17 protein-coding genes are annotated in these 19,395 nt (G+C 73.7%); 13 read left to right on the top strand and 4 right to left on the bottom strand.

The features are described 5' to 3' along the window. Positions 1 to 74 precede the first annotated feature (74 nt). From ACFVVA_RS04275 to ACFVVA_RS04245, 7 genes are all read left to right on the top strand, one after another. Positions 75 to 1,430 (top strand): ABC transporter substrate-binding protein, encoded by a 1,356-nt coding sequence (locus tag ACFVVA_RS04275; RefSeq protein WP_387685545.1) that lies wholly within the window; start codon positions 75 to 77, stop codon positions 1,428 to 1,430. A gap of 25 nt (positions 1,431 to 1,455) precedes the next feature. After that, entirely contained in the window at positions 1,456 to 2,469 is a 1,014-nt protein-coding gene (locus ACFVVA_RS04270) for a carbohydrate ABC transporter permease (RefSeq protein WP_387685543.1), read from the top strand. 20 nt (positions 2,470 to 2,489) lie between these two features. Beyond that, a complete protein-coding gene (locus tag ACFVVA_RS04265; RefSeq protein ID WP_387685541.1) occupies positions 2,490 to 3,416 on the top strand; it encodes a carbohydrate ABC transporter permease in 927 nt (308 codons plus the stop codon). An 8-nt stretch (positions 3,417 to 3,424) separates the two neighbouring features. After that, on the top strand, positions 3,425 to 4,705 hold the full coding sequence (locus tag ACFVVA_RS04260) for a 6-phospho-beta-glucosidase (protein ID WP_387685889.1): 1,281 nt from the start codon (positions 3,425 to 3,427) through the stop codon (positions 4,703 to 4,705). 172 nt (positions 4,706 to 4,877) lie between these two features. Next, a complete protein-coding gene (locus ACFVVA_RS04255) occupies positions 4,878 to 5,897 on the top strand; it encodes an N-acetylglucosamine kinase (RefSeq protein ID WP_387685539.1) in 1,020 nt (339 codons plus the stop codon). 148 nt (positions 5,898 to 6,045) lie between these two features. Continuing rightward, positions 6,046 to 6,732, top strand: coding sequence for a hypothetical protein (locus ACFVVA_RS04250; protein ID WP_387685537.1), 687 nt, complete (start codon positions 6,046 to 6,048; stop codon positions 6,730 to 6,732). Between the two features lie 359 nt (positions 6,733 to 7,091). Beyond that, positions 7,092 to 8,192 carry a hypothetical protein gene (locus ACFVVA_RS04245; protein WP_387685535.1) on the top strand — a complete coding sequence of 367 codons (1,101 nt, stop codon included), beginning with the start codon at positions 7,092 to 7,094 and terminating at the stop codon, positions 8,190 to 8,192. 152 nt (positions 8,193 to 8,344) lie between these two features. On the opposite strand, the gene ACFVVA_RS04240 is transcribed toward ACFVVA_RS04245, so the two are convergent. Both ACFVVA_RS04240 and ACFVVA_RS04235 read right to left on the bottom strand, forming a co-directional pair. Continuing rightward, on the bottom strand, positions 8,345 to 9,010 hold the full coding sequence (locus ACFVVA_RS04240; RefSeq protein ID WP_359914785.1) for a response regulator transcription factor: 666 nt from the start codon (positions 9,008 to 9,010) through the stop codon (positions 8,345 to 8,347). Beyond that, positions 9,007 to 10,293 (bottom strand): sensor histidine kinase, encoded by a 1,287-nt coding sequence (locus tag ACFVVA_RS04235; protein ID WP_387685533.1) that lies wholly within the window; start codon positions 10,291 to 10,293, stop codon positions 9,007 to 9,009. The genes ACFVVA_RS04240 and ACFVVA_RS04235 overlap by 4 nt, the downstream gene beginning before the upstream one ends. A 134-nt stretch (positions 10,294 to 10,427) precedes the next feature. On the opposite strand from ACFVVA_RS04235, the gene ACFVVA_RS04230 reads away from it, so the two are divergent. Both ACFVVA_RS04230 and ACFVVA_RS04225 read left to right on the top strand, forming a co-directional pair. Beyond that, on the top strand, positions 10,428 to 11,339 hold the full coding sequence (locus ACFVVA_RS04230) for an ABC transporter ATP-binding protein (RefSeq protein ID WP_387685531.1): 912 nt from the start codon (positions 10,428 to 10,430) through the stop codon (positions 11,337 to 11,339). Next, positions 11,336 to 12,181 (top strand): ABC transporter permease, encoded by an 846-nt coding sequence (locus tag ACFVVA_RS04225; protein WP_387685529.1) that lies wholly within the window; start codon positions 11,336 to 11,338, stop codon positions 12,179 to 12,181. The genes ACFVVA_RS04230 and ACFVVA_RS04225 overlap by 4 nt, the downstream gene beginning before the upstream one ends. 9 nt (positions 12,182 to 12,190) lie before the next feature. Here ACFVVA_RS04225 and ACFVVA_RS04220 read toward each other — a convergent pair whose 3' ends face one another. Together ACFVVA_RS04220 and ACFVVA_RS04215 are read right to left on the bottom strand one after the other, a co-directional pair. Next, complete coding sequence (locus ACFVVA_RS04220) at positions 12,191 to 12,754, bottom strand: DUF4291 domain-containing protein (protein WP_387685527.1); 564 nt, start codon at positions 12,752 to 12,754, stop codon at positions 12,191 to 12,193. A gap of 227 nt (positions 12,755 to 12,981) precedes the next feature. After that, on the bottom strand, positions 12,982 to 13,737 hold the full coding sequence (locus ACFVVA_RS04215) for a tyrosine-protein phosphatase (RefSeq protein WP_387685525.1): 756 nt from the start codon (positions 13,735 to 13,737) through the stop codon (positions 12,982 to 12,984). A gap of 396 nt (positions 13,738 to 14,133) precedes the next feature. Between ACFVVA_RS04215 and ACFVVA_RS04210 the strand changes: the two genes are divergently transcribed. The 4 genes from ACFVVA_RS04210 to ACFVVA_RS04195 all read left to right on the top strand — a co-directional run bounded on the left by ACFVVA_RS04210 (position 14,134) and on the right by ACFVVA_RS04195 (position 19,352). Further along, positions 14,134 to 14,901 carry a GntR family transcriptional regulator gene (locus ACFVVA_RS04210; protein WP_387685523.1) on the top strand — a complete coding sequence of 256 codons (768 nt, stop codon included), beginning with the start codon at positions 14,134 to 14,136 and terminating at the stop codon, positions 14,899 to 14,901. 88 nt (positions 14,902 to 14,989) lie between these two features. Next, positions 14,990 to 16,105, top strand: a complete 1,116-nt coding sequence (locus ACFVVA_RS04205) for a PucR family transcriptional regulator (protein ID WP_387685521.1) — start codon at positions 14,990 to 14,992, stop codon at positions 16,103 to 16,105. Between the two features lie 376 nt (positions 16,106 to 16,481). Next, positions 16,482 to 17,231 (top strand): hypothetical protein, encoded by a 750-nt coding sequence (locus ACFVVA_RS04200; protein ID WP_387685519.1) that lies wholly within the window; start codon positions 16,482 to 16,484, stop codon positions 17,229 to 17,231. A gap of 90 nt (positions 17,232 to 17,321) precedes the next feature. Continuing rightward, positions 17,322 to 19,352: a flotillin family protein gene (locus ACFVVA_RS04195; protein ID WP_387685517.1), complete on the top strand. Its 2,031-nt coding sequence runs from the start codon at positions 17,322 to 17,324 to the stop codon at positions 19,350 to 19,352. Positions 19,353 to 19,395: the final 43 nt, after the last annotated feature.

Raw genomic sequence — 19,395 nt, 5'->3', positions numbered from 1 at the left:
CACCTCTCCCCAACCCCCGAACGCGGGAACCGAGGCAACGAGGCCTGCCCGCGCACCCCCAGGAGGATCCCGAAGTGCACGCCACCACCTCCCGCAGAGGCCGCCGCACCGTCGCCGCCGTCGCCGGCAGCGCCGTCCTGGCGCTGCTCGCCTCCGCCTGCACCGGTTCCAGCGACACGGGCGGCTCCGACGAATCGGCCGGCGGCAAGGACGTCACCATCACCTTCTGGCACGGCTGGAGCCAGGACAACGAGATCAAGGCGATCAACGACAACATCGCCGCCTTCGAGAAGACCCACCCCACCATCCACGTCAAGGCCGTGGACAGCCTCGCGGACGACAAGGTCAACCAGGCCCTGCGGGCCGGCGGCGCCGACGCGCCGGACGTGGTCTCCTCCTTCACCACCAACAACGTCGGCATGTTCTGCTCGACCAAGGCCTTCGTCGACCTCAAGCCGATGCTCCAGAAAAGCGGCATCGACCCGGCCAAGACCTTCCCGGCCACGATGCTCAACTACACCCAGTTCCAGGGCAACCAGTGCTCGCTGCCGCTGCTCGGCGACGCGTACGGCCTGTACTACAACAAGAAGGCCTTCGCCGACGCCGGCATCGCCAACCCGCCGAAGACCTTCAGCGAGTTCGCCGAGGACGTGGCCAAGCTGACCGTCCCCGACGGCGACTCGTACAAGCAGCTCGGCTTCATGCCGCTGTACCACGGCTACGAGTCCACCACCGAGCACTACCTCGGCCAGTACGGCCCCACCTACTTCGGCGCCGACGGCAAGTCGGACATCGCCGGCGACCCGAAGGTCGCCGCGATGCTCAAGTGGCAGAAGGGCCTGGTCGACCAGCTCGGCGGCTACACCAAGCTGGAGAAGTACCGCGCGACCTTCGGCGAGGAGTTCAGCGCCAAGAACCCCTTCCACACCGGCCAGCTCGCGATGATCCTCGACGGCGAGTGGCGCACCGCCTCGCTCGCCAAGGACAAGCCCGACTTCGAGTGGGCCACCGCCGCCTTCCCCGTCCCGGACGACCAGGCCGACACCTACGGCCGCGGCTACCAGACCGGCACCATCGTCGGCATCGCCAGCACCAGCAAGAAGCAGGCCGCCGCCTGGGAGTTCGTCAAGTACCTGACCACGGACACCGACGCGGTGGTCGGCTTCGCCAACGCGATCCACAACGTGCCGAGCACCTTCGAGGCGCTCGACTCGCCGAAGCTGGTGAGCGACGACAACTTCAAGACCTTCCTGAACGTCGCCAAGAACTCCCACTCCGGCACCACCCCGCCGGCCGTCAACGGCGGCAGCTACATCACCACCCTGCAGAACCTCGGCTACGACTACGAGTCCGGCAAGCAGACCGACCTCCAGGCGGGCCTGGCCGCCACGGCCAAGCAGATCGACACCGACATCGCCCAGGCCAAGTAGCCCGGGAACGGTCCACGGAGCTCCCATGTCACTCGCGTTCGGCACCCGCAAGGGGAACGACGAGGCCGACGCGGGACCGACCGGCCCGGCGGCGCCCGGCACGCAGCACCTGCTGCGTCGCAAGCGCCGCCGGGAGGCGGCCCGCACCCTCGCCTTCCTCTCCCCCTGGCTGATCGGCTTCGGCGTCTTCTTCGCCTACCCGCTGATCTCCACCGTCTACTTCTCCTTCACCTCCTACAACGGCTTCGGCAGCCCGACCTTCAGCGGCCTGAAGAACTGGAACTACGTCTTCAACGAGCTGCCGAGCTTCTGGCAGGGCCTGCGCAACACCCTGTGGCTGGTCGTCGTCATGGTGAGCCTCCGGGTCGCCTTCGGCCTGGGCATCGGGATGCTCATCACCAAGGTCAAGACCGGCGCCGGCTTCTTCCGCACCGCCTTCTACCTGCCGTACCTGGCCCCGCCGGTGGCCGCCACGGTCGCCTTCGCCTTCCTGTTCAACCCCGGCACCGGCCCGGTCAACCACCTGCTCGGCGAGCTCGGCCTGCCGCAGCCCGGCTGGTTCGCCTCCGAGGACTGGTCCAAGCCCGCGCTCACCCTGCTCGCCATGTGGGGCGTCGGCGACCTGATGGTCATCTTCATGGCCGCGCTGCTGGACGTCCCCCGGGACCAGTACGAGGCGGCCGAACTGGACGGCGCCGGCCCGTTCCAGCGGTTCCGGTACGTCACCCTGCCGAATATCTCGCCGATCATCATGTTCGCGGTGGTCACCGGGGTGATCCAGACCATGCAGTACTACACCCAGGCGATCGTCGCCGGGAAGGTCGCCAGCGGCATCGCGGGCGGCTCCGGCCAGCCCTTCGAGCCCGGCTACCCGGGCGGCTCCACCTGGACCCTGCCGCAGATGGTCTACAAGCTCGGCTTCCAGAGCTTCAACTACGGCGCGGCCTGCGTCGTCGCCGTGGTGCTGTTCGCCATCTCAATGGCCGTCACCTCGATCCTGCTCCGCCGCCGGTCCGGCTTCATGGCGAGCGACGACTAGCGGCCCGTGAGGACCCGATCATGACTCTTGGCACCACACTCACCGAGGCGCCGGCCGCGACCGGCCCCTCCCGCCGCTCCCGGTCCCCCCGGTCCGGCAGCCCCGCCGCCCGGGCCGCCCGGCGCCGCGCGGTGCTCCACTGGGTGGCCGTGCACGCGCTGGCCATCGCCGCCGCGCTGTTCTTCCTGCTGCCCTTCGTCTTCGTCCTCCTCACCTCGGTGATGTCGGACCGGCAGGCGCTCACCACCGACTACTGGCCGACCAGCTGGGAATGGGGCAACTTCGGCAAGGTCTGGGCCGTCCCCGGCTTCCTCAGCTGGTGGCGCAACACCCTGCTGTACGCCGGGCTCGGCACCCTGCTGACCGTGGTCTCCAGCCTCCCGGTGGCCTACGCGCTCGCCAAGTTCCGCTTCCGCGGCCGCAACCTGGCCCTGATGGCCGTCATCGCGATGATGATGCTGCCGCCGCAGGTCACCGTCATCCCGATGTACCTGTTCTGGACCAAGCAGATGGGCCTGGGCAGCTCGCTCTGGCCGCTGATCATCCCGATGGCCTTCGGCGACGCGTTCTCCATCTTCCTGCTGCGCCAGTTCCTGATGACCATCCCCAAGGAGTACATCGAGGCCGCCCGGATCGACGGCTGCGGAGACCTGCGCACCCTGCTGCGGGTGGTCCTGCCGATGGCCAAGCCGGCCATCGCGGCGGTCGCGCTGTTCCAGTTCTTCTACTGCTGGAACGACTACTTCGGCCCGCAGATCTACGCCAGCAACAACCACGACGCCTGGACGCTCAGTTACGGACTGGAGTCCTTCAAGGCCGCCCACCACACCAACTGGAACCTCACCATGGCCGCCACCCTGCTGGTGATGGCCCCGGTGATCGTCCTCTTCTTCTTCGCTCAGAAGGCCTTCATCGAAGGCGTGACACTGACAGGGGTCAAGGGCTGATGTCCGCACTGAAGTTGGCAATCGTCGGCGGCGGTTCGACGTACACCCCGGAGCTGATCGACGGCTTCGCCCGGCTGCGCGACACCCTGCCGATCGGCGAACTGGTGCTGATCGACCCGGCCGCCGAACGCCTGGAGCTGATCAGCGGCCTCGCCCGGCGGATCTTCGCCCGGCAGGGCCACGCCGCGGTCGTCACGGTGACCACCGACCTGGTGGCGGGCGTCGCGGACGCCGACGCCGTCCTGCTCCAGCTGCGCGTCGGCGGGCAGGCGGCGCGCGACCGGGACGAGACCTGGCCGCTGGAGTGCGGCTGCGTCGGCCAGGAGACCACCGGCGCCGGCGGCCTCGCCAAGGCGCTGCGCACCGTCCCGGTGGTGCTGGACATCGCCGAACAGGTGCGCCGGACCAACCCGGACGCCTGGATCGTGGACTTCACCAACCCGGTCGGCATCGTCACCCGGGCCCTGCAGGAAGCCGGCCACAAGGCCGTCGGGCTGTGCAACGTCGCGATCGGCTTCCAGCGCAAGTTCGCCGGACACCTGGGCGTGGACCCGGAGCGGGTCCGGCTCGACCACGTCGGGCTCAACCACCTGAGCTGGGAGCGCGGGGTGACCCTGCTCGACGCCCCGGGCGCCGCGACCGGGCGCGAGGTGCTCCCCGAGCTGCTGTCCTCGCACGGCAAGGAGATCGCCGAGGACCTCCACCTGCCGCAGGCCGTCATCGAGCGCCTCGGCGTGGTGCCGTCCTACTACCTGCGGTACTTCTACCAGCACGACGCGGTGGTGGCGGAACTGAAGGAGCAGGGCTCGCGGGCCGCCCAGGTGGCCGAGATCGAGCGGCAGCTGCTGGAGCTGTACGCCGACCCGAACCTGGACACCAAGCCCGAGCTGCTCGGCAAGCGCGGCGGCGCCTTCTACTCGGAGGCGGCCGTCCAGCTGATCGCCGCCCTGCTCGGCACCGGCGGCGGAACGTCCGTACAGGTGGTGAACACCCGCAACGACGGCGTGCTGCCCTTCCTGCCGGACGACGCCGTCATCGAGGTGCCGGCCGAGGTGGACGCGCGGGGCGTGCGCCCGCTGCCGCAGCGGCCCGTCGAGCCGCTGTACGCCGGCCTGATCGCCGCCGTCACCTCGTACGAGCACCTCGCCCTCGACGCCGCCCTGCACGGCGGCCGCGACCGGGTCTTCGACGCCCTGCTCGCCCACCCGCTGGTCGGCCAGATCGAGCTCGCCGACCAGCTCACGGACCGGCTGCTCGCCCACAACCGCGAGCACCTCGCCTGGGCCTGATCCGGCCCGCGACGCGCCCGCCCGGCGACCGGAGGAGGTCGCCGGGCGGGCTCCGCGAGGAGACCGTCCACCCCCGGCCGGGGACCTTTCGGCCGGGCACCCCGGCCGGGACCACGGCCGGGCACCCGGCCGACGACCACGGCCCGGGCCACGTACGAGCCGCGGGGACCTGATGACCCACCAGCCCGAACCACTCCTGCCCGGCGTCCTCGCCATCGACGCGGGGAACTCCAAGACCGACGTCGCCCTGATCGGCACCGACGGCAGCATCCTCGGCACCGCCCGCGGCGGCGGCTTCGCGCCGCAGAGGATCGGCGGCGCGGCCGCGGTCGCCGGCCTCGCCCCGCTGGTCGAGCAGGCCGCCGCCGAGGCCGGGCACCCGTCCTGGAACGGCGTACTCACCAGCCACGTCAGCGCCTGCCTGGCCAACGCCGACCTGCCGGTCGAGGAGGAGGCCCTGCGGGTGGCGCTGGAGTCCCACCCCTGGGGGGCCGGCAACACCGTCGTCAACGACACCTTCGGCCTGCTGCGGGCCGGCACCGACGGCCCGCGCGGCGTCGCGGTGGTCTGCGGCGCCGGGATCAACTGCGTCGGCCTGCTGCCGGACGGCCGCACCGCCCGCTTCCCCGCCCTCGGCGAGCTCACCGGCGACTGGGGCGGCGGCTCCGGGCTGGCCGTCGCCAGCATGTGGCACGCCGTCCGCGCGGAGGACGGACGCGGCGGCCCGACCGGGCTCGCCCGGGCCATCGCCGAGCACTTCGGCCTGCCCAGCGCCGGAGCCGTCGCCGAGGCCGTCCACCTCGGGCACCTGTCGAACGACCGGCTGCACGAGATCGCCCGGGTGCTGTTCGCCGTCGGGGCCGAGGGCGACCCGGTGGCGCTGGAGCTGATCGACCGCCAGGCCGACGAGATCGTCCGGCTCGCGGTGGTCGCCCTCCGACGCCTGGACCTGCTGGACACCCCGACCCCGGTGGTCCTGGGCGGCGGCGTGCTCGCCTCCCGCCACCCGCTGCTGCTGGACAACCTGACCGCCCGGCTCGCCGCGGCCGCGCCGCTGGCCGAGCCGCGCGTCGTCGTCGCCCCGCCGGTGCTCGGCGCGGCGCTGCTCGGCCTCGACCACCTGGCGGCGGGCGAGCGGGCGCAGGCCCGGGTGCGCGAGGCCTACGAGGCCGGCCGGCCGGTGGCGGCCTGACCGCCGCTCAACAGCCCCCCTCCCCCGCCGGATCCGCACGTCCGGCGGGGGAGGGAACCGGCGGACGGCCTCGACGGGAACCGCGGGCCGGGCCCCGGTCGTGTCAAGCGGGTACCGACCACCGCCGCCTCCCGGGGAGACTGGTGCCATGGCCACGCCCCGCACGCTTCTCGCCGCCGCCTTGCTGGCCTGCGGCGCCGCCACCGCCCTCACCGGCTGCACCCCCGCCGACTCCGGCTCCACGGTGGCCGAGGCCTCGGCCGCCGCCCTGGCCGACGAGGGCCCGGACGACCTGCTGGAGGAGGACGACGACCTCTTCTACGAGGAGGACGAGGAGTTCTACTCCGCCGCGGACGACCCCTCCGTGCCCGCCGCCACCGCCGAAGCGTCCGTTTCCGCCGCGGCTTCCGCCTCCGCCTCCGTCGAGCCTTCCGTGGAGCCCTTCGCCGGGCCTCCCGCCGGGCCCTCGGCCGGCCCCGGATGCGCCACCCCCACCGCGCGCCCCGGTCACGAGATCTTCCTCGTCGTCGCCGCCGGTCCGGCCGAACTCACGGCCCGGTCCGCCCGGTTCAGCTGCGGCTCCGCCCGCTACGAGCCCGCCGGCAGCCCCGTCCACTACGGCTTCGCGGGCGCCGGCGTGGCCGCGACCCTGGTCGACGGCCCGCACGACGACCCGGCCCGGACCGTCCCCCTCGGCGAGCTGATCGCCCACATCGACGACTGCCTGGCCGAGCGCGAGCCGGCCGACCCGTACGGCTGCCACGGCAACGCCTACGACGTGGTGCTGGACTCCCACGGCCGGATCATGCGGATCGGCGAGGTCGACGGCCCCTGACGTCCGCTGACGTCCGCTCGGCAGCTGCCCGGCGCGCGCATACGGTGTAAGAACGGCTCTCAACTGTTGGCATTCGGCTGTGCTACGCGCATCGACCGGCCGTCCGCTGGGGGCTTTTGACGTTCGCTACGTCCGTGGGGGCCTTCCTTGGGGCGGGTCTTACCTTCTCCGTCGTTGACCCGGTTTCGGCGGCGGTGCTTTGCTTCCGGCCGTCGGCGGTAACCGGCTCCCGACCCCCGCACCACCGACGGTTCATGGCGAACCGTCGGCACCTCCGCGCTGCCGCCGCCCCCATTTGTCCCCCACAGTGCCGCCGCGCCGTACCCGGGCGCGCCCGGCACCAGAGAGGAACCCTCACGATGGGCATCTCCCCCACCTCCCGCCGGATGCGGCTGCGGGCCCTGACCGGGCTCAGCGCCCTGGCGCTGGCCGCCGCCGGCTTCGCCGCCGCCCCGGCGGCCCAGGCCGCCCAGGACAACCGGCCGGCCGGCGAGTTCGCCGGACAGCCCCACCCCTACCGGCACGGCGCGCACCCGACCAAGGAGGCCGGGAACGCGGCCAAGCCGGCGAGCAACAACCTGAGCTACGGCGGCGGTGTCGACGGCATCGGCGTCACCACCGGCGCGCCGAAGGTCTACCTGGTCTTCTGGGGCACCCAGTGGGGCACCCAGGGCACCAACTCCAGCGGCTACACCACCCTGACCGGCGACCCGAAGGGCGAGGCCGTCCGGGCGCAGCAGCTGTTCAAGGGCCTCGGCACCAACAGCGAGACCTGGTCCGGCGTCATGACGCAGTACTGCGAGGGCGTCGCCGCGGGCGCGACCAGCTGCCCGTCCGGCTCCGCGCACGTCGGCTACCCGACCGGCGGCGCGCTGGCCGGCGTCTGGGTCGACGAGTCCGCCGCCGCCCCCGGCCAGGCCACCGGCCACCAGCTGGCCGCCGAGGCGGTCAAGGCCGCCGGCCACTTCGGCAACACCACCGCCGCCTCCAACCGCAACGTGCAGTACGTGGTGCTGTCGCCGACCGGCACCCACCCGGACGGCTTCAACACCCCGAACGGAGGCTTCTGCGCCTGGCACGACTGGAACGGCGACACCACCCTGAGCGGTGGCGCCGCCTCCTCCCCCTACGGTGACGTGGCGTTCACCAACGACCCGTACGTGACCGACATGGGCAGCTCCTGCGGCCAGAACTACGTCAACAGCGGCAGCGCGGGCACCCTGGACGGCGTGACCATCGTGTACGGCCACGAGTACTCGGAGACCATCACCGACCAGAACCCGGCGGGCGGCTGGACCGACTCGACCGGGTACGAGAACGCCGACAAGTGCTCCTGGAACGGCGTCGGCGGGACGGGCGGCGCGCAGAACGTGAGCTTCGCGACGGGTTCCTTCGCGATGCAGGGCACCTGGTCGAACGGGGTCAACGGCTGCCAGGTCTCGCACGCGATCGTGCACTGACGACCGGGCGGGGGTGGGGCCTCGCCCAGCGCCGGAGCGGGCCGTGCGGGCCCGCTCCGGCGCACTTCCGCGTGCCGGGGCTGCGGGGTCGCGGGGCTGCGGGACTACGGGGCCACGGGGCCACGGGGCCACGGGGTCGCGGGGCTGCGGGACTACGGGGCGACCAGCCCGAACTCGTAGGCCTGGATGACCAGGTGGACCCGGTCGCGGGCGTCGAGTTTGGTGAACAGCCGGGCGACGTGGGCCTTGGCGGTGGCCACGCTGATGGTGAGCTCCGCGGCGATCTCGGCGTTGGACAGGCCCCGGCCGACCAGGACGAGCACCTCGCGCTCGCGCTCGGTGACGGCCTCGGCGACGGGTCGGCGGGGCCGGGCCGCGGCGGCCTCCGCGTCCGGGCGGGCGGCGAACTCGCCGATCAGCCGGCGGGTGATGCCGGGGGCGAGCAGGGCGTCCCCGGCGGCGACCACCCGGATGCCGTCCAGGATGGTCTCCAGGGCGAGGTCCTTGACCAGGAAGCCGCTGGCCCCGGCCCGCAGCGCGCCGTAGACGTAGTCGTCGTCGTCGAAGGTGGTGAGGACGAGGACGTGGGTGGGCAGGTCCGGGTCGGCGGTGATCCGGCGGGTCGCCTCGATGCCGTCCGTACCGGGCATCCGGATGTCCATCACGGCGACGTCGGGGCGCAGCCGGGCGACCAGCTCGACGGCCTCGGCGCCGTCGCCGGCCTCGCCGACCACCTCCAGGTCGGGGGCGTCGGCGATCAGCACGCGCAGGCCGGTGCGGATGAGCGGCTGGTCGTCGACCAGGACGACGCGGATCACGGTCCCACCTCCACGGGGGTCTCGACGGCGGTCCTGGCGGCGGGCTCGACAGGGGTCCCGACGGCGGGCTCGACGGCGGGCTCGACAGGGGTCCCGGCGGGGGTCTCGCCGGGGGGCTCCTCGGGGAGCGGCAGTCGGGCGGCGACCAGGAAGCCGCCCTCGGGGCGCGGGCCCGCGCTGAACTCGCCGTGCAGCAGGGCGACCCGCTCGCGCATGCCGGCCAGCCCGTAGCCGGTGCCGGGAGCGCCAACCGCCGCTCCGGCGCCCAGGTCGACCACCGTGACGGCGAGTTCCCGCGGACCGTACGCGACGGTGACGTGGCAGTCCCGGGTGCCGGAGTGCTTGACCACGTTGGTGACCGCTTCCTGGACGATCCGGTAGGCGGCGAGGTCGACCTCGGGCTGCAGCGGACCGACCGTACCGTGCCGGGTGAGCGCCACCCGCACCCCGGCGCCCGCCGCCTTCTCCACCAGCCGGTCCAACTCGCCCAGCCCGGGCGCCACTTCGAGCGGGGCGGACTCGCCCTCGCTCTGCCGCAGCGCGCCGAGCATCCGGCGCAGGCCGGCCAGGGTCTCCCGGCTGGTGGCCTCGATCGCCTCCAGCGCCTTGCGGGTCTCGGCGGGCTGGGTGTCCATGACCCGGCTGCCCATGCCGGCCTGGATCGCGATGATGCCGATGCTGTGGGCGACCATGTCGTGCAGCTCGCGGGCGATCCTCAGCCGTTCGGCGGTGATGGCCTGCTCGGAGGCCCGGCCGCGCAGCGCCTCGGTGTGGACGCGGCCCTGGTGCACGGTGTTGCCGATCAGCCAGGCGATCAGCACGGTGGCGGCGAAGCCCCCGTAGGCGAGCGGGTTGACGGGGTAGTCGTTGACGGCGCCCCAGATCAGCAGCCCGGCGAGGGTGGCGAGCGGCAGCGCCAGGGCGGTGAGCGAGACCCGGCGGGAGCGGGTGGCCGCGCAGTAGCCGACCACCGCGTCGGCGATCAGGAACTGGAGCGGCGCCGCCTCCGGGACGCCCCACATCCCGAGCGCGAACATCCCGCCCCCGAGCGCCACCACGACGGCGAGCAGCGGCAAGCGGACCAGCAGCGCCGCGACCAGGGTGGTGACCACCGCGGTGACCACCATCGGCATGTCCTCGGGGTTGCCGTGGTACTTCAACAGGTGGCGCAGCTCGTCCTCGCGGGTGAGGAACCGGAACCCCACCAGGGCCGTCCACAGCGCCGCCACCCACACGCCCGCGGGCAGGCGCCTGAGCAGCGGCGGACGAGGTTCGGTGATCATGGCGCGATGGTATCGGCGGCCCGGCCGGCGGCGCATTGGCCCGGGGGCGTAATCCCCGGGGCCAGTACGGCGACCCGCGGTTGTGGCCCGCGGCCCGATGCCCGGGACGGGGGCCGACCGGCAGCGTTGTCCCCGTGATCGAGATCGAGCGACTGACCAAGCGGTACGGCGCCACCACGGCCGTCGACCAACTGACCTTCACCGTCCGGCCGGGCACCGTGACCGGCTTCCTCGGGCCCAACGGCGCGGGCAAGTCCACCACGCTGCGGATGATCCTGGGCCTCAACACCCCCACCGCGGGCACCGCCACCGTGGCCGGCGTGCCCTTCGCCGGCCGGCCGCGCGGACTGCGGCACGTCGGCGCGCTGCTGGACGCGGGCGACGTGCACGGCGGGCGCAGCGCCCGGGCCCACCTGTCGGCGCTGGCCCGCAGCAACCGCATCCCGCTCGGGCGGGTGGACGAGGTGCTGGCGGAGGTCGGCCTCGGCAAGGCGGCCGGGCGGCGGATCGGCGGCTACTCGCTGGGCATGAAGCAGCGTCTGGGCATCGCCGGCGCGCTGCTCGGCGACCCGCCGGTGCTGCTGTTCGACGAGCCGCTGAACGGGCTGGACCCGGAGGGCGTGCTCTGGGTGCGCGGGCTGTTCCGGCGGCTCGCGGACGAGGGCCGCACGGTGTTCGTCTCCAGCCACATGATGGCGGAGATGGAGCACACCGCGGACCGGCTGGTGGTGATCGGGCGCGGGCGGCTGATCGCGGACGAGAGCCTCGCCGAGTTCTCGGCCCGCAACGCGGTCTCCTCGGTGGCCGTCCGGGCGCCCGAACTCTCCGCGCTGGCCGAGGCCCTGCGCGCCGAGGGTGCCGAGGTGCGGCTGGCGGAGCCGCACCTCGGGATCGTCACGGGGATGCCGGCCGCGCGGATCAGCGAACTCGCGCTGCGCCACGGCGTGGTGCTGCACGAACTGGCCGCCCGGACGTCGTCGCTGGAGTCGGCGTTCATGTCCCTGACCGCCGACAGTGTCGAGTACCCGGCTGGAGAGGCCCGATGAACACCGCGACCCTGGGTTCCACCGTCGAACCCGCACCCCGGTTCCTCGACCTGCTCGCCGCCGAGTGGATCAAACTGCGCTCGCTGCGCTCCACCTACTGGGTGCTGGCGCTGGCCTCGCTGGTGGCGATCGCGGTCAACGTGAACGCCGTCCACACCGACCTGCCGTACATCGACCACCCGCCGCCGCGGATGCCCGGCCAGTCGCCGTACACCTACGACCCGCTGTTCCACGGCCTCGGCAGCATCGCGGGCGACCTGATGGCGGTCGCGGCCGGCAGCCTCGGGGCGATCACCGTGTTCGGCGAGTACACCACCGGACTGGTCCGCACCACCTTCGCCGCCGTGCCGGACCGCCGGGGCGTGATCGCGGCCAAGGTGCTGCTGATCGGCGGGATCACCGCGCTCGCCGGGCTCGTGGTGTCGGCGGTCTCCTTCTTCACCGTCAACGCGATGCTGGCCTCCCGGCACGTCGGGCTCTCCCTCGCCGACGAGGGCTGCCTGCGGGCCGTGCTCGGCTACGCGGCGATCGTGCCGGTCTGCGCGCTGATCGGCATGGCGCTGGGCGCGCTGCTGCGGCACGCCACCGCCTCGATCGTCTCGCTGGTGATGCTGATGTTCATCCTGCCGATGATGTTCGGCGGGGACCGCTACCGGTGGCTGAAGGAGATCGGCACCCACCTGCCCCTGGCCACCGTGCAGCGGCTCACCATCACCCCGCACTCCACGACCACGATGGGGAAGTACGCGCCGAGCGTGCTCGACTCGTGGATCACCATGGGGCTGTGGGGCCTGGCCGCGCTGGTGGCGACGCTGCTCGTGGTGCGGCGCCGGGACGTGTGAGGCCCTGGGCTACCCCAGGCCGAGGCGCCGCGCGGTCGCGGCGGGCAGCCGGTACGGGCGCTCGGGCGGCAGCAGCCGCTGCGCCTTCGCCGGCTGCCCGTCGCGGACCAGCGCGGCGATCCGCCGCACCTGCGGGGTGAGGTCGGTGAGTCCGACGACCCACTCCTCGGCGTAGCTGCGGATCAGCGAGCGGCCGATGCCCACCTGGATGCTGTAGTGGTTCAGCGCCGCCCCGCGCAGCGACCGCTCCGGGTCCCACTGCACGTGGACCTCGGCGCGGGCCACCTCGTCCGGGTGCGCGGTGGTCAGGACAGCGCGGGCGAGCGCCTCCTCCCAGCCCTCCCGGGTGATCCGGACCGCCAGCACCCTGGTCTGCCCGGCCTTCTGCGCCCAGTTGCTGCGGTGCATCAGCCAGCGGAACGAGGGCTTGATCCACGTCATCCGGTGGAAGCCGAAGGGCGCCGTGAACCGGCCCGCCGCCAGCGCCGCGTCGGCGACGGCCGGCGGGTACGCCTGGTAGACCACGATCGTCCGCGCGTCGTGGTCGGCGCGGATCTCGCGCAGTGCGGTCATCTCGCGGCACCCCCTTCGCCCCCGGTGTCCCCTCCGCCCCCGGCACGCTCTTCGCCCCCCGGCACTCCCCCGGCACGCTGCCAGCGCGGGCCCGTCCGGCGCAACGGGATTACCGGGCGGGGCCGCGGCCTCCTCGGACCCCGGCCTCCTCGGACCCCGGCTTCCTCGGACCGTGGCCTCCTGGGACCGTGGACCCGAGACGCCCGGCTCGGGCCGTGCGACCCGCCTCAGGCCGCGGCGGCCTTGGCGCGGAAGGCGCCGAGGGTGGCGGCCGGGACGCCGCAGCCGGGGAGGAAGGAGGCCGCGCCGCCGTGGTGGGCGCGGACGCGGTCGAGGAAGACGGACATGGCCTCGGCCGGGGCCTCCAGGAGGGGCGCGGGGATCGTGAGGTTGTGGCCCCGGGAGTCGGTGACGCGGGAGGTGGTGCGGTCGTTGAGGGCGGTGCGGTGGCGTTCGGCGAGGCCGGCGAAGATCTGCGGGAGGGCGTCGGCGGTGCGGGTGTAGTCGGCGACGATGTGCTCGGCGGGGACGTCGAGGAGGTCCAGCAGGAGGGCGGTCAGCAGGCCGGTGCGGTCCTTGCCGGCGGCGCAGTGCAGCAGGACGGCGCCGGGACGGACGGTGGCGTCGACGGCGGCGGCCACCGCCTCGGGCGCGGACTCGGCCAGCAGGACGTAGAAGTCGCCCAGGTCGGCGGCCGTGGCCATGGTGCTCATCCGCGCGGTGAGGGCGTCGGTGGCGGGGTTCACCGGGGCGGCGACGACGGATATCCCGGCGGCCTCGGCGGCGGCCCAGTCCTCGGGGTCGGTCTCGCGCGGGTCCCGCAGGTCCACGATGGTGCGGATGTCGCAGCCGCGCAGTTGGGCGACGGTGGCCTCGTCGGCGGCCGGGAACGGCTGGGCGGAGCGGTACAGCACACCGGGACGGACCCGTCGGCCCTCGGGGTCGCCGAGGACGGCGGCGTCACGGAAGTTGACCAGGGACATGCGGGAGGCCTTTCGGTGGAGCCGCACCCGGGACGGGACGGGGAAGATCCGGAGCGGAGACATCTAGACGTCTAGATGTGTAACCCGTTCCGGGGTCGCCGGGCAAGCCTCGATCGGTGCATCCCTCCATCCCACTCCCCTCGGCGGGCCACGGCGACCCGGGCGGTGGAAGCTGGCCCGGCGGCGCGGACCAACCCCGGGGACGCGGGCCCGGCGGCGCGGACCAACCCCGGGGACGCGGGCCCGGCGGCGCGGACCGACCCCGGGGAAGCTGGCCCGGCGGCGCGGACCGACCCCGGGGAAGCTGGCCCGGCGGCGCGGACCGACCCCGGGGACGCGGGCCCGGCGGCGCGGACCGACCCCGGGGGCGCGGGCGGGCTCCGTAGGATCGGGCCCGTGGCGACGAACCCCCCGAGCTCCCCGAACACCCCGGTGTACCGCCGCCTGGCCCGCCGGATCCAGGAGCGCGTCGACGCCGGCGCCTACCCGGCCGGCACCCGGCTGCCCAGCGAGTCCGAGCTGAGCGCCGAGTTCGGCGTGAACCGGCTGACCGTGCGGCAGGCGGTGGCGGAGCTGGAGCGGGCCGCCGTGGTGGAGATCCGCCGGGGCGTGGGCACCTTCGTCCGCCCGCCGGCCGTCCGGGTGTCGATCGCCGTGGACCCGCGCAGCCAGCGCTTCGACCTCGGCAGCGTGCCCACCGCACTGCCGAACGAGGAGCGCACCGACGGCGAGTTCGTGGTGGCCGCTCCGCCCGTCACGGGCTCGCCGCAGGACGCGGAGGCGGCCCGGCAGCTGGGCCGCAGCCCGGCGGAGCTGTCCCGGGTGGACTCGGTGATCCGGCTGGGCGGGCGGGCCCGGGCGGCGTGCAGCTACTGGGTGCCGTTCGGCCCGCTGCCCGCCGAGCTGGTCCGGCCGGGCCGCTCCGGGAACCTGGTGCCGGACCTGGCGCGGGCCGCCGGGGTGGAGCTGGAGTACGACTGGCGGGCCTTCGGCGCCGTCGGCGCGGACCTCGCGGACGCCGAGCTGCTGGGCGTCCCGCCGGGCACCGCGCTGCTGGTGCGCGAGGGCGTCAGCTGCACCCCGGACGGCGCCCCGGCGCTGTACGTGCGGCGGCGGATCGACGGCAGCAGCGCGCGCTTCGTCCTGCACTTCCGCGACCGGTAGCGAAGGCCGCCGCGCCCGCCCCCGGCCGGAGCGCCCCTGATAAATTCAGCGCCGAAACACCAGGCCGTACGGGGGCGGGCAGAGCACGGTGATCGAGGAGATCGACTACGACATACCCGGCGAGCTGGCCGAGGTCTACCTCGTCCTGCTCGCCGACGTCTCCCGCACCGGGCGGCTGCCGCGCCGCGAGGAGCTGGAGCGCCTGCGCAAGCTCGGCGAGCACTGCGCCGAGGCCGGGTACGGGCTGCGCGAGGTGGTGGCGCAGTGCCTGGCCGCGGCCCGGCGGGCCTGGCAGACCCTGCCCGGGACGGCCGCCGCGAGCAGCGTCACCGAGCTGCGCCGCACGGGCGACGCGGTGCTCGCCGCCACCGACGCCGCGCTGGCCGCGCTGGGCGAGGGCCACGAGCGGGCCCAGCGCCTGGCCGTCCGCCAGGAGGAGGCGGCCCGCCGGGAGTTCATCGACGACCTGCTGTTCGGCCGCAGCGACCTCGGGCTGCTGGCCGAGCGCGCGGAGCGGTTCGGGCTGCGGCTGGCGGGCTCGTACACGGTGGCGGTCGCGGTGGGCGAAGAGCCGTTCGCGGACGTCCATCCGCTGGTGCACCGGGTGGAGCGGGAGCTGGCCGGGCGGTTCGGCGAGCGGGACGTGCTGCTGGCCAGCAAGGACGGCCGGCTGGTGTGCATCGCCCCGGACTCCGAGCGGGCCGTGCTGGAGGCCTTCGCCGAGCTGACGCTGCGCCCCGGCCCCGGCTACCGCCCGGTGCGGCGGGTGGCCACCGGCCGCCGGCACTCGGGGCCGAGCGGGGTGCTGCGCAGTTACGAGGAGGCGCTGGACGCTCTGGACTACGCGCAGCGGCTGGACCTGCCGGCCCGGCAGCTGCGGGCCGAGGAGCTGCTGGTCTTCCCGGTGCTGATGCGGGACCGGGCCGCCATGGCCGACCTGGTGCGCAGCGTGCTCGGCCCGCTGACCGAGGCGCGCGGCGGCGCCCGTCCGCTGCTGGACACCATCGCGGTGCAGGCGGAGGCCGCGTACGTGAACGCGGAGGCGGCGCGCCGGCTGGGCCTGAGCGTGCGCACGCTGGGCTACCGGCTGGAGCGGATCAAGGCGCTCACCGGGTACGACCCGGCGGACGCGCTCCAGCGCTTCACCCTGGAGACGGCGGCGATGGGTGCGCGGCTGCTGAACTGGCCGGAACAGCCGCTGTAGTACGCGGCACCACGGCTGTAGTACGCGCCACGACGGCTGTAGTGCGCGGCGCCACGGCTGCAGTGCACGGCGCCACCGTTGCGGTTCGCGGCACGACGGCTGCAGTACGCGGCACCACGGCTGTAGTGCGCGATACGACCGCCGCCGTCCCGCCACGGGAGTCCCACCGCCCCAAACCCGCGGGGCGGCGCCGGAACCGTCCGGCGGCCGTCCTGTTGCCGAGCTGTTGCAGTGTCACGCGGGCCGTGCGTACCAGGGTGTCAAGAGGGCGTAAAGATTGCCGGATCCTGGCAATGTGCGGGGGGCCGCGGCACTGTCATGATCTCCCCGGCGCCGAAGCGCGGCGCCGGCGGGAGGACGGGGGAGCGTGGCCGGGATGGGGGGATTCTTCGCGGCCGCGCTGGCCTTCCCGACGGCGCTGTTCAGCTTCGCGCTGGTGGTGGTGGTCGGGTACTGGTTGCTGATGCTGTTCGGCGGCCTGGTTCCGGGCGCCGTGCACGGGGGGCACGGCGGCGGGCACCAGGTGGACGTCGGACACGCGGGGCACCACCTGGGTGCCGGGCACGGGGGGCACGCCGGGCACCTCGGACACGGGGGGCACGGCGGCGGGGGGCACAGTGCCGGGGGGCACGGCGCCGACGACGGGTCCGGCCGGCAGGGCACCGGCCACCACACGGGCGTGCTGGACGCGCTGGGGCTGGGCGGGGTGCCCGTGACGGTGGCGGTGTCGCTGCTGGTCGCGCTCGCCTGGTTCGTCAGCCTGGCCGGCACCGTCCTCACGTCGGGGGCACCGGCGCGCGGCGGCGTGTTCGTCGTCGCGCTGGTCGCCTCCTGGGCGGGCACCCGGGTGCTCGTCCGGCCGCTGTCGCGGCTGTTCCCGCAGGACCGGCCGGTCACCCGGGGGGACTTCGTCGGCCGGGTCTGCGTGATCCGGACCGGCCGGGTGACGGCCGACTTCGGGCAGGCCGAGGTCACCGCGGAGGACGGCTCCACCGCGACCGTCCAGGTCCGTACGGCGACGCCCGAACCGGCCCTGACGGCCGGGCGGACCGCCCTGATCTTCGACTACGACGCCGAGGGCGAGCACTTCCTGGTGGCGCCCTTCGACCCGCCGGCCGTCCACTGACGCCCGTCCACTGACGCCGCGTCACGCGTTTTCGCCCGCCCTCACCGCACTTCCCTTCGCACCAACTCGCCATCGTCAAAGGACTCCGTGATGGACACCATCGCCGTGGGTTTCGGCGTGCTCGTCGCCGTCGTGCTGCTCATCGTGCTCGCCATGCTGCTGTTCGTGGGCCGTCTGTTCCAGAAGGTCGAGCAGGGCAAGGCACTGATCGTCTCCCGGACGAAGAAGGTGGATGTGACCTTCACCGGCGCGATCGTCCTCCCGGTGCTCCACAAGGCCGAGTTGATGGACATCACCGCGAAGACGGTGGAGATCCACCGGGCCGGCCGGGACGGCCTGATCTGCCGGGACAACATCCGCGCGGACATCCGGATCTCGTTCTTCGTCCGGGTCAACAAGACCGTCGAGGACGTCATCAAGGTCGCGCAGTCGATCGGCACCGCCCGGGCCAGCGACCCGCAGGCGATCCAGGAGTTCTTCGCCGTCAAGTTCGCCGAGGCGCTCAAGACCGTCGGCAAGCAGCTGGACTTCACCGACCTGTACACCCACCGGCACGAGTTCCGGGACCAGATCATCGCGGTCATCGGCACCGACCTCAACGGCTACACCCTTGAGGACGCGGCCATCGACCACCTGGAACAGACGCCGATGAGCCAGCTGGACTCCGACAACATCCTGGACGCCCAGGGCATCCGCAAGATCACCGAGCTGACGGCGATCGAGCACGTGCGCACCAACGAGTACCAGCGCAACGAGCAGAAGGAGATCACCCGGCAGAACGTGGACGCCCGGGAGGCCGTCCTGGAGCTGGAGCGCCGGCAGGCCGACGCCGAGATCCGCCAGCGCCGCGAGATCGAGACCCTGCGGGCCAAGGAGGACGCGGTGATCGCCCGGGTGCAGGAGGAGGAGCGGCTCAACGCCCAGACCGCCTTCCTGCGCACCGAGGAGCTGCTCGGGGTGCAGCGGGAGAACCAGGCCCGCGAGGTCGCGGTGGCGCAGAAGAACCGCGAGCGGGTGATCGCGGTGGAGAACGAGCGGATCGAGAAGGACCGCCTGCTGGAGGTCGTCGGCCGCGAGCGGGAGACCCAGCTCGCCACGATCGCCAAGGAGAAGGAGGTCGAGTCCGCCAAGCGCGAGGTCGCCGACGTGGTCCGCGAGCGGGTCGCGGTGGACCGCACCGTCGCCGAGCAGGAGGAGGCCGTCAAGACGCTGCGCGCCACCGAGGAGGCCGAGCGGGTCCGCAAGGCCGTCGTGATCCAGGCCGAGGCCGAGGCGCAGGAGAAGCTCGTCAAGGACATCAAGGCCGCCGAGGCCGCCGAGCAGGCCGCCTCGCACAAGGCCCGCGAGGCGCTGGTGCTGGCCGAGGCCCGGCAGCGGGCCGCCGAGCTGGACGCGGCCGCCAAGATCCGGATGGCCGAGGGCATCCGGGCGGAGGCCGCCGCCGAGGGCCTGGCCCGGGTCCAGGTCCGCGAGCAGGAGGCCGCGGCGGTGGAGAAGGTCGGCCGTGCCGAGGCCGTCGTCCAGGTCGAGAAGGCCAAGGCCGCCGCGCTGGAGGTCGGCGGCAGGCTGAAGGCCGAGGCCGAGGGCCTGACCGAGAAGGCCGCGGCGATGGCCAAGCTGGACGAGGCCTCGCGCGGGCACGAGGAGTACCGTCTGCGGCTGGCCGCCGAGAAGGACGTCCGGCTGGCCGGGCTGGACACCCAGCGGCAGATCGCCGAGGCCCAGGCGGCGCTGGTCGCGGCCGGGCTGGAGAAGGCGAAGATCGACATCGTCGGCGGGGACTCGGTCTTCTTCGACAGGCTGGTGCAGTCGGTGTCGGCCGGCAAGAGCCTGGACGCCTTCGTCGGCCACTCGCAGACCGCGCAGACCCTGGCCGGGCCCTGGCTGGACGGGCGGGCCAGCTTCACCGAGGACCTCACCAGGGTGCTCTCCTCGGTCTCCACGGCGGACGTGCAGAACCTGACGGTCTCCGCCCTGCTGATGAAGCTGATCGGCTCGGGCGCCGGCGACCAGGCCGGGCAGCTGCGCCGGCTGCTGGAGTCGGCGCGGCAGCTGGGCGTCGCGGAGACCCCGCTCGGGGTCCTGGCCGGCGGCCTCGCCTCGGCCAACGGCTCCAAGTGACCCGCTGAGCGACCGGGCGGTCCGGCCCGCCGACCGACCCGCC

Origin of the sequence: Kitasatospora sp. NPDC058048, assembly GCF_042885555.1 — a bacterium.
GTDB classification, from domain to species: Bacteria; Actinomycetota; Actinomycetes; order Streptomycetales; family Streptomycetaceae; genus Kitasatospora; species Kitasatospora lactacystinica.
Note: the sequence above shows the minus strand (reverse complement) of the source record. Positions and strands in the feature narration are given on the sequence as shown.

Coding starts and splice junctions, on each gene's coding strand:
- ACFVVA_RS04215 (WP_387685525.1), bottom strand. CDS start 13,737: ATGTCCCTGGTCAACTTCCGTGACGCCGCCGTCCTCGGCGACCCCGAG.
- ACFVVA_RS04200 (WP_387685519.1), top strand. CDS start 16,482: ATGGGGGGATTCTTCGCGGCCGCGCTGGCCTTCCCGACGGCGCTGTTC.
- ACFVVA_RS04195 (WP_387685517.1), top strand. CDS start 17,322: ATGGACACCATCGCCGTGGGTTTCGGCGTGCTCGTCGCCGTCGTGCTG.
- ACFVVA_RS04255 (WP_387685539.1), top strand. CDS start 4,878: ATGACCCACCAGCCCGAACCACTCCTGCCCGGCGTCCTCGCCATCGAC.
- ACFVVA_RS04265 (WP_387685541.1), top strand. CDS start 2,490: ATGACTCTTGGCACCACACTCACCGAGGCGCCGGCCGCGACCGGCCCC.
- ACFVVA_RS04220 (WP_387685527.1), bottom strand. CDS start 12,754: ATGACCGCACTGCGCGAGATCCGCGCCGACCACGACGCGCGGACGATC.
- ACFVVA_RS04225 (WP_387685529.1), top strand. CDS start 11,336: ATGAACACCGCGACCCTGGGTTCCACCGTCGAACCCGCACCCCGGTTC.
- ACFVVA_RS04235 (WP_387685533.1), bottom strand. CDS start 10,293: ATGATCACCGAACCTCGTCCGCCGCTGCTCAGGCGCCTGCCCGCGGGC.
- ACFVVA_RS04250 (WP_387685537.1), top strand. CDS start 6,046: ATGGCCACGCCCCGCACGCTTCTCGCCGCCGCCTTGCTGGCCTGCGGC.
- ACFVVA_RS04270 (WP_387685543.1), top strand. CDS start 1,456: ATGTCACTCGCGTTCGGCACCCGCAAGGGGAACGACGAGGCCGACGCG.
- ACFVVA_RS04245 (WP_387685535.1), top strand. CDS start 7,092: ATGGGCATCTCCCCCACCTCCCGCCGGATGCGGCTGCGGGCCCTGACC.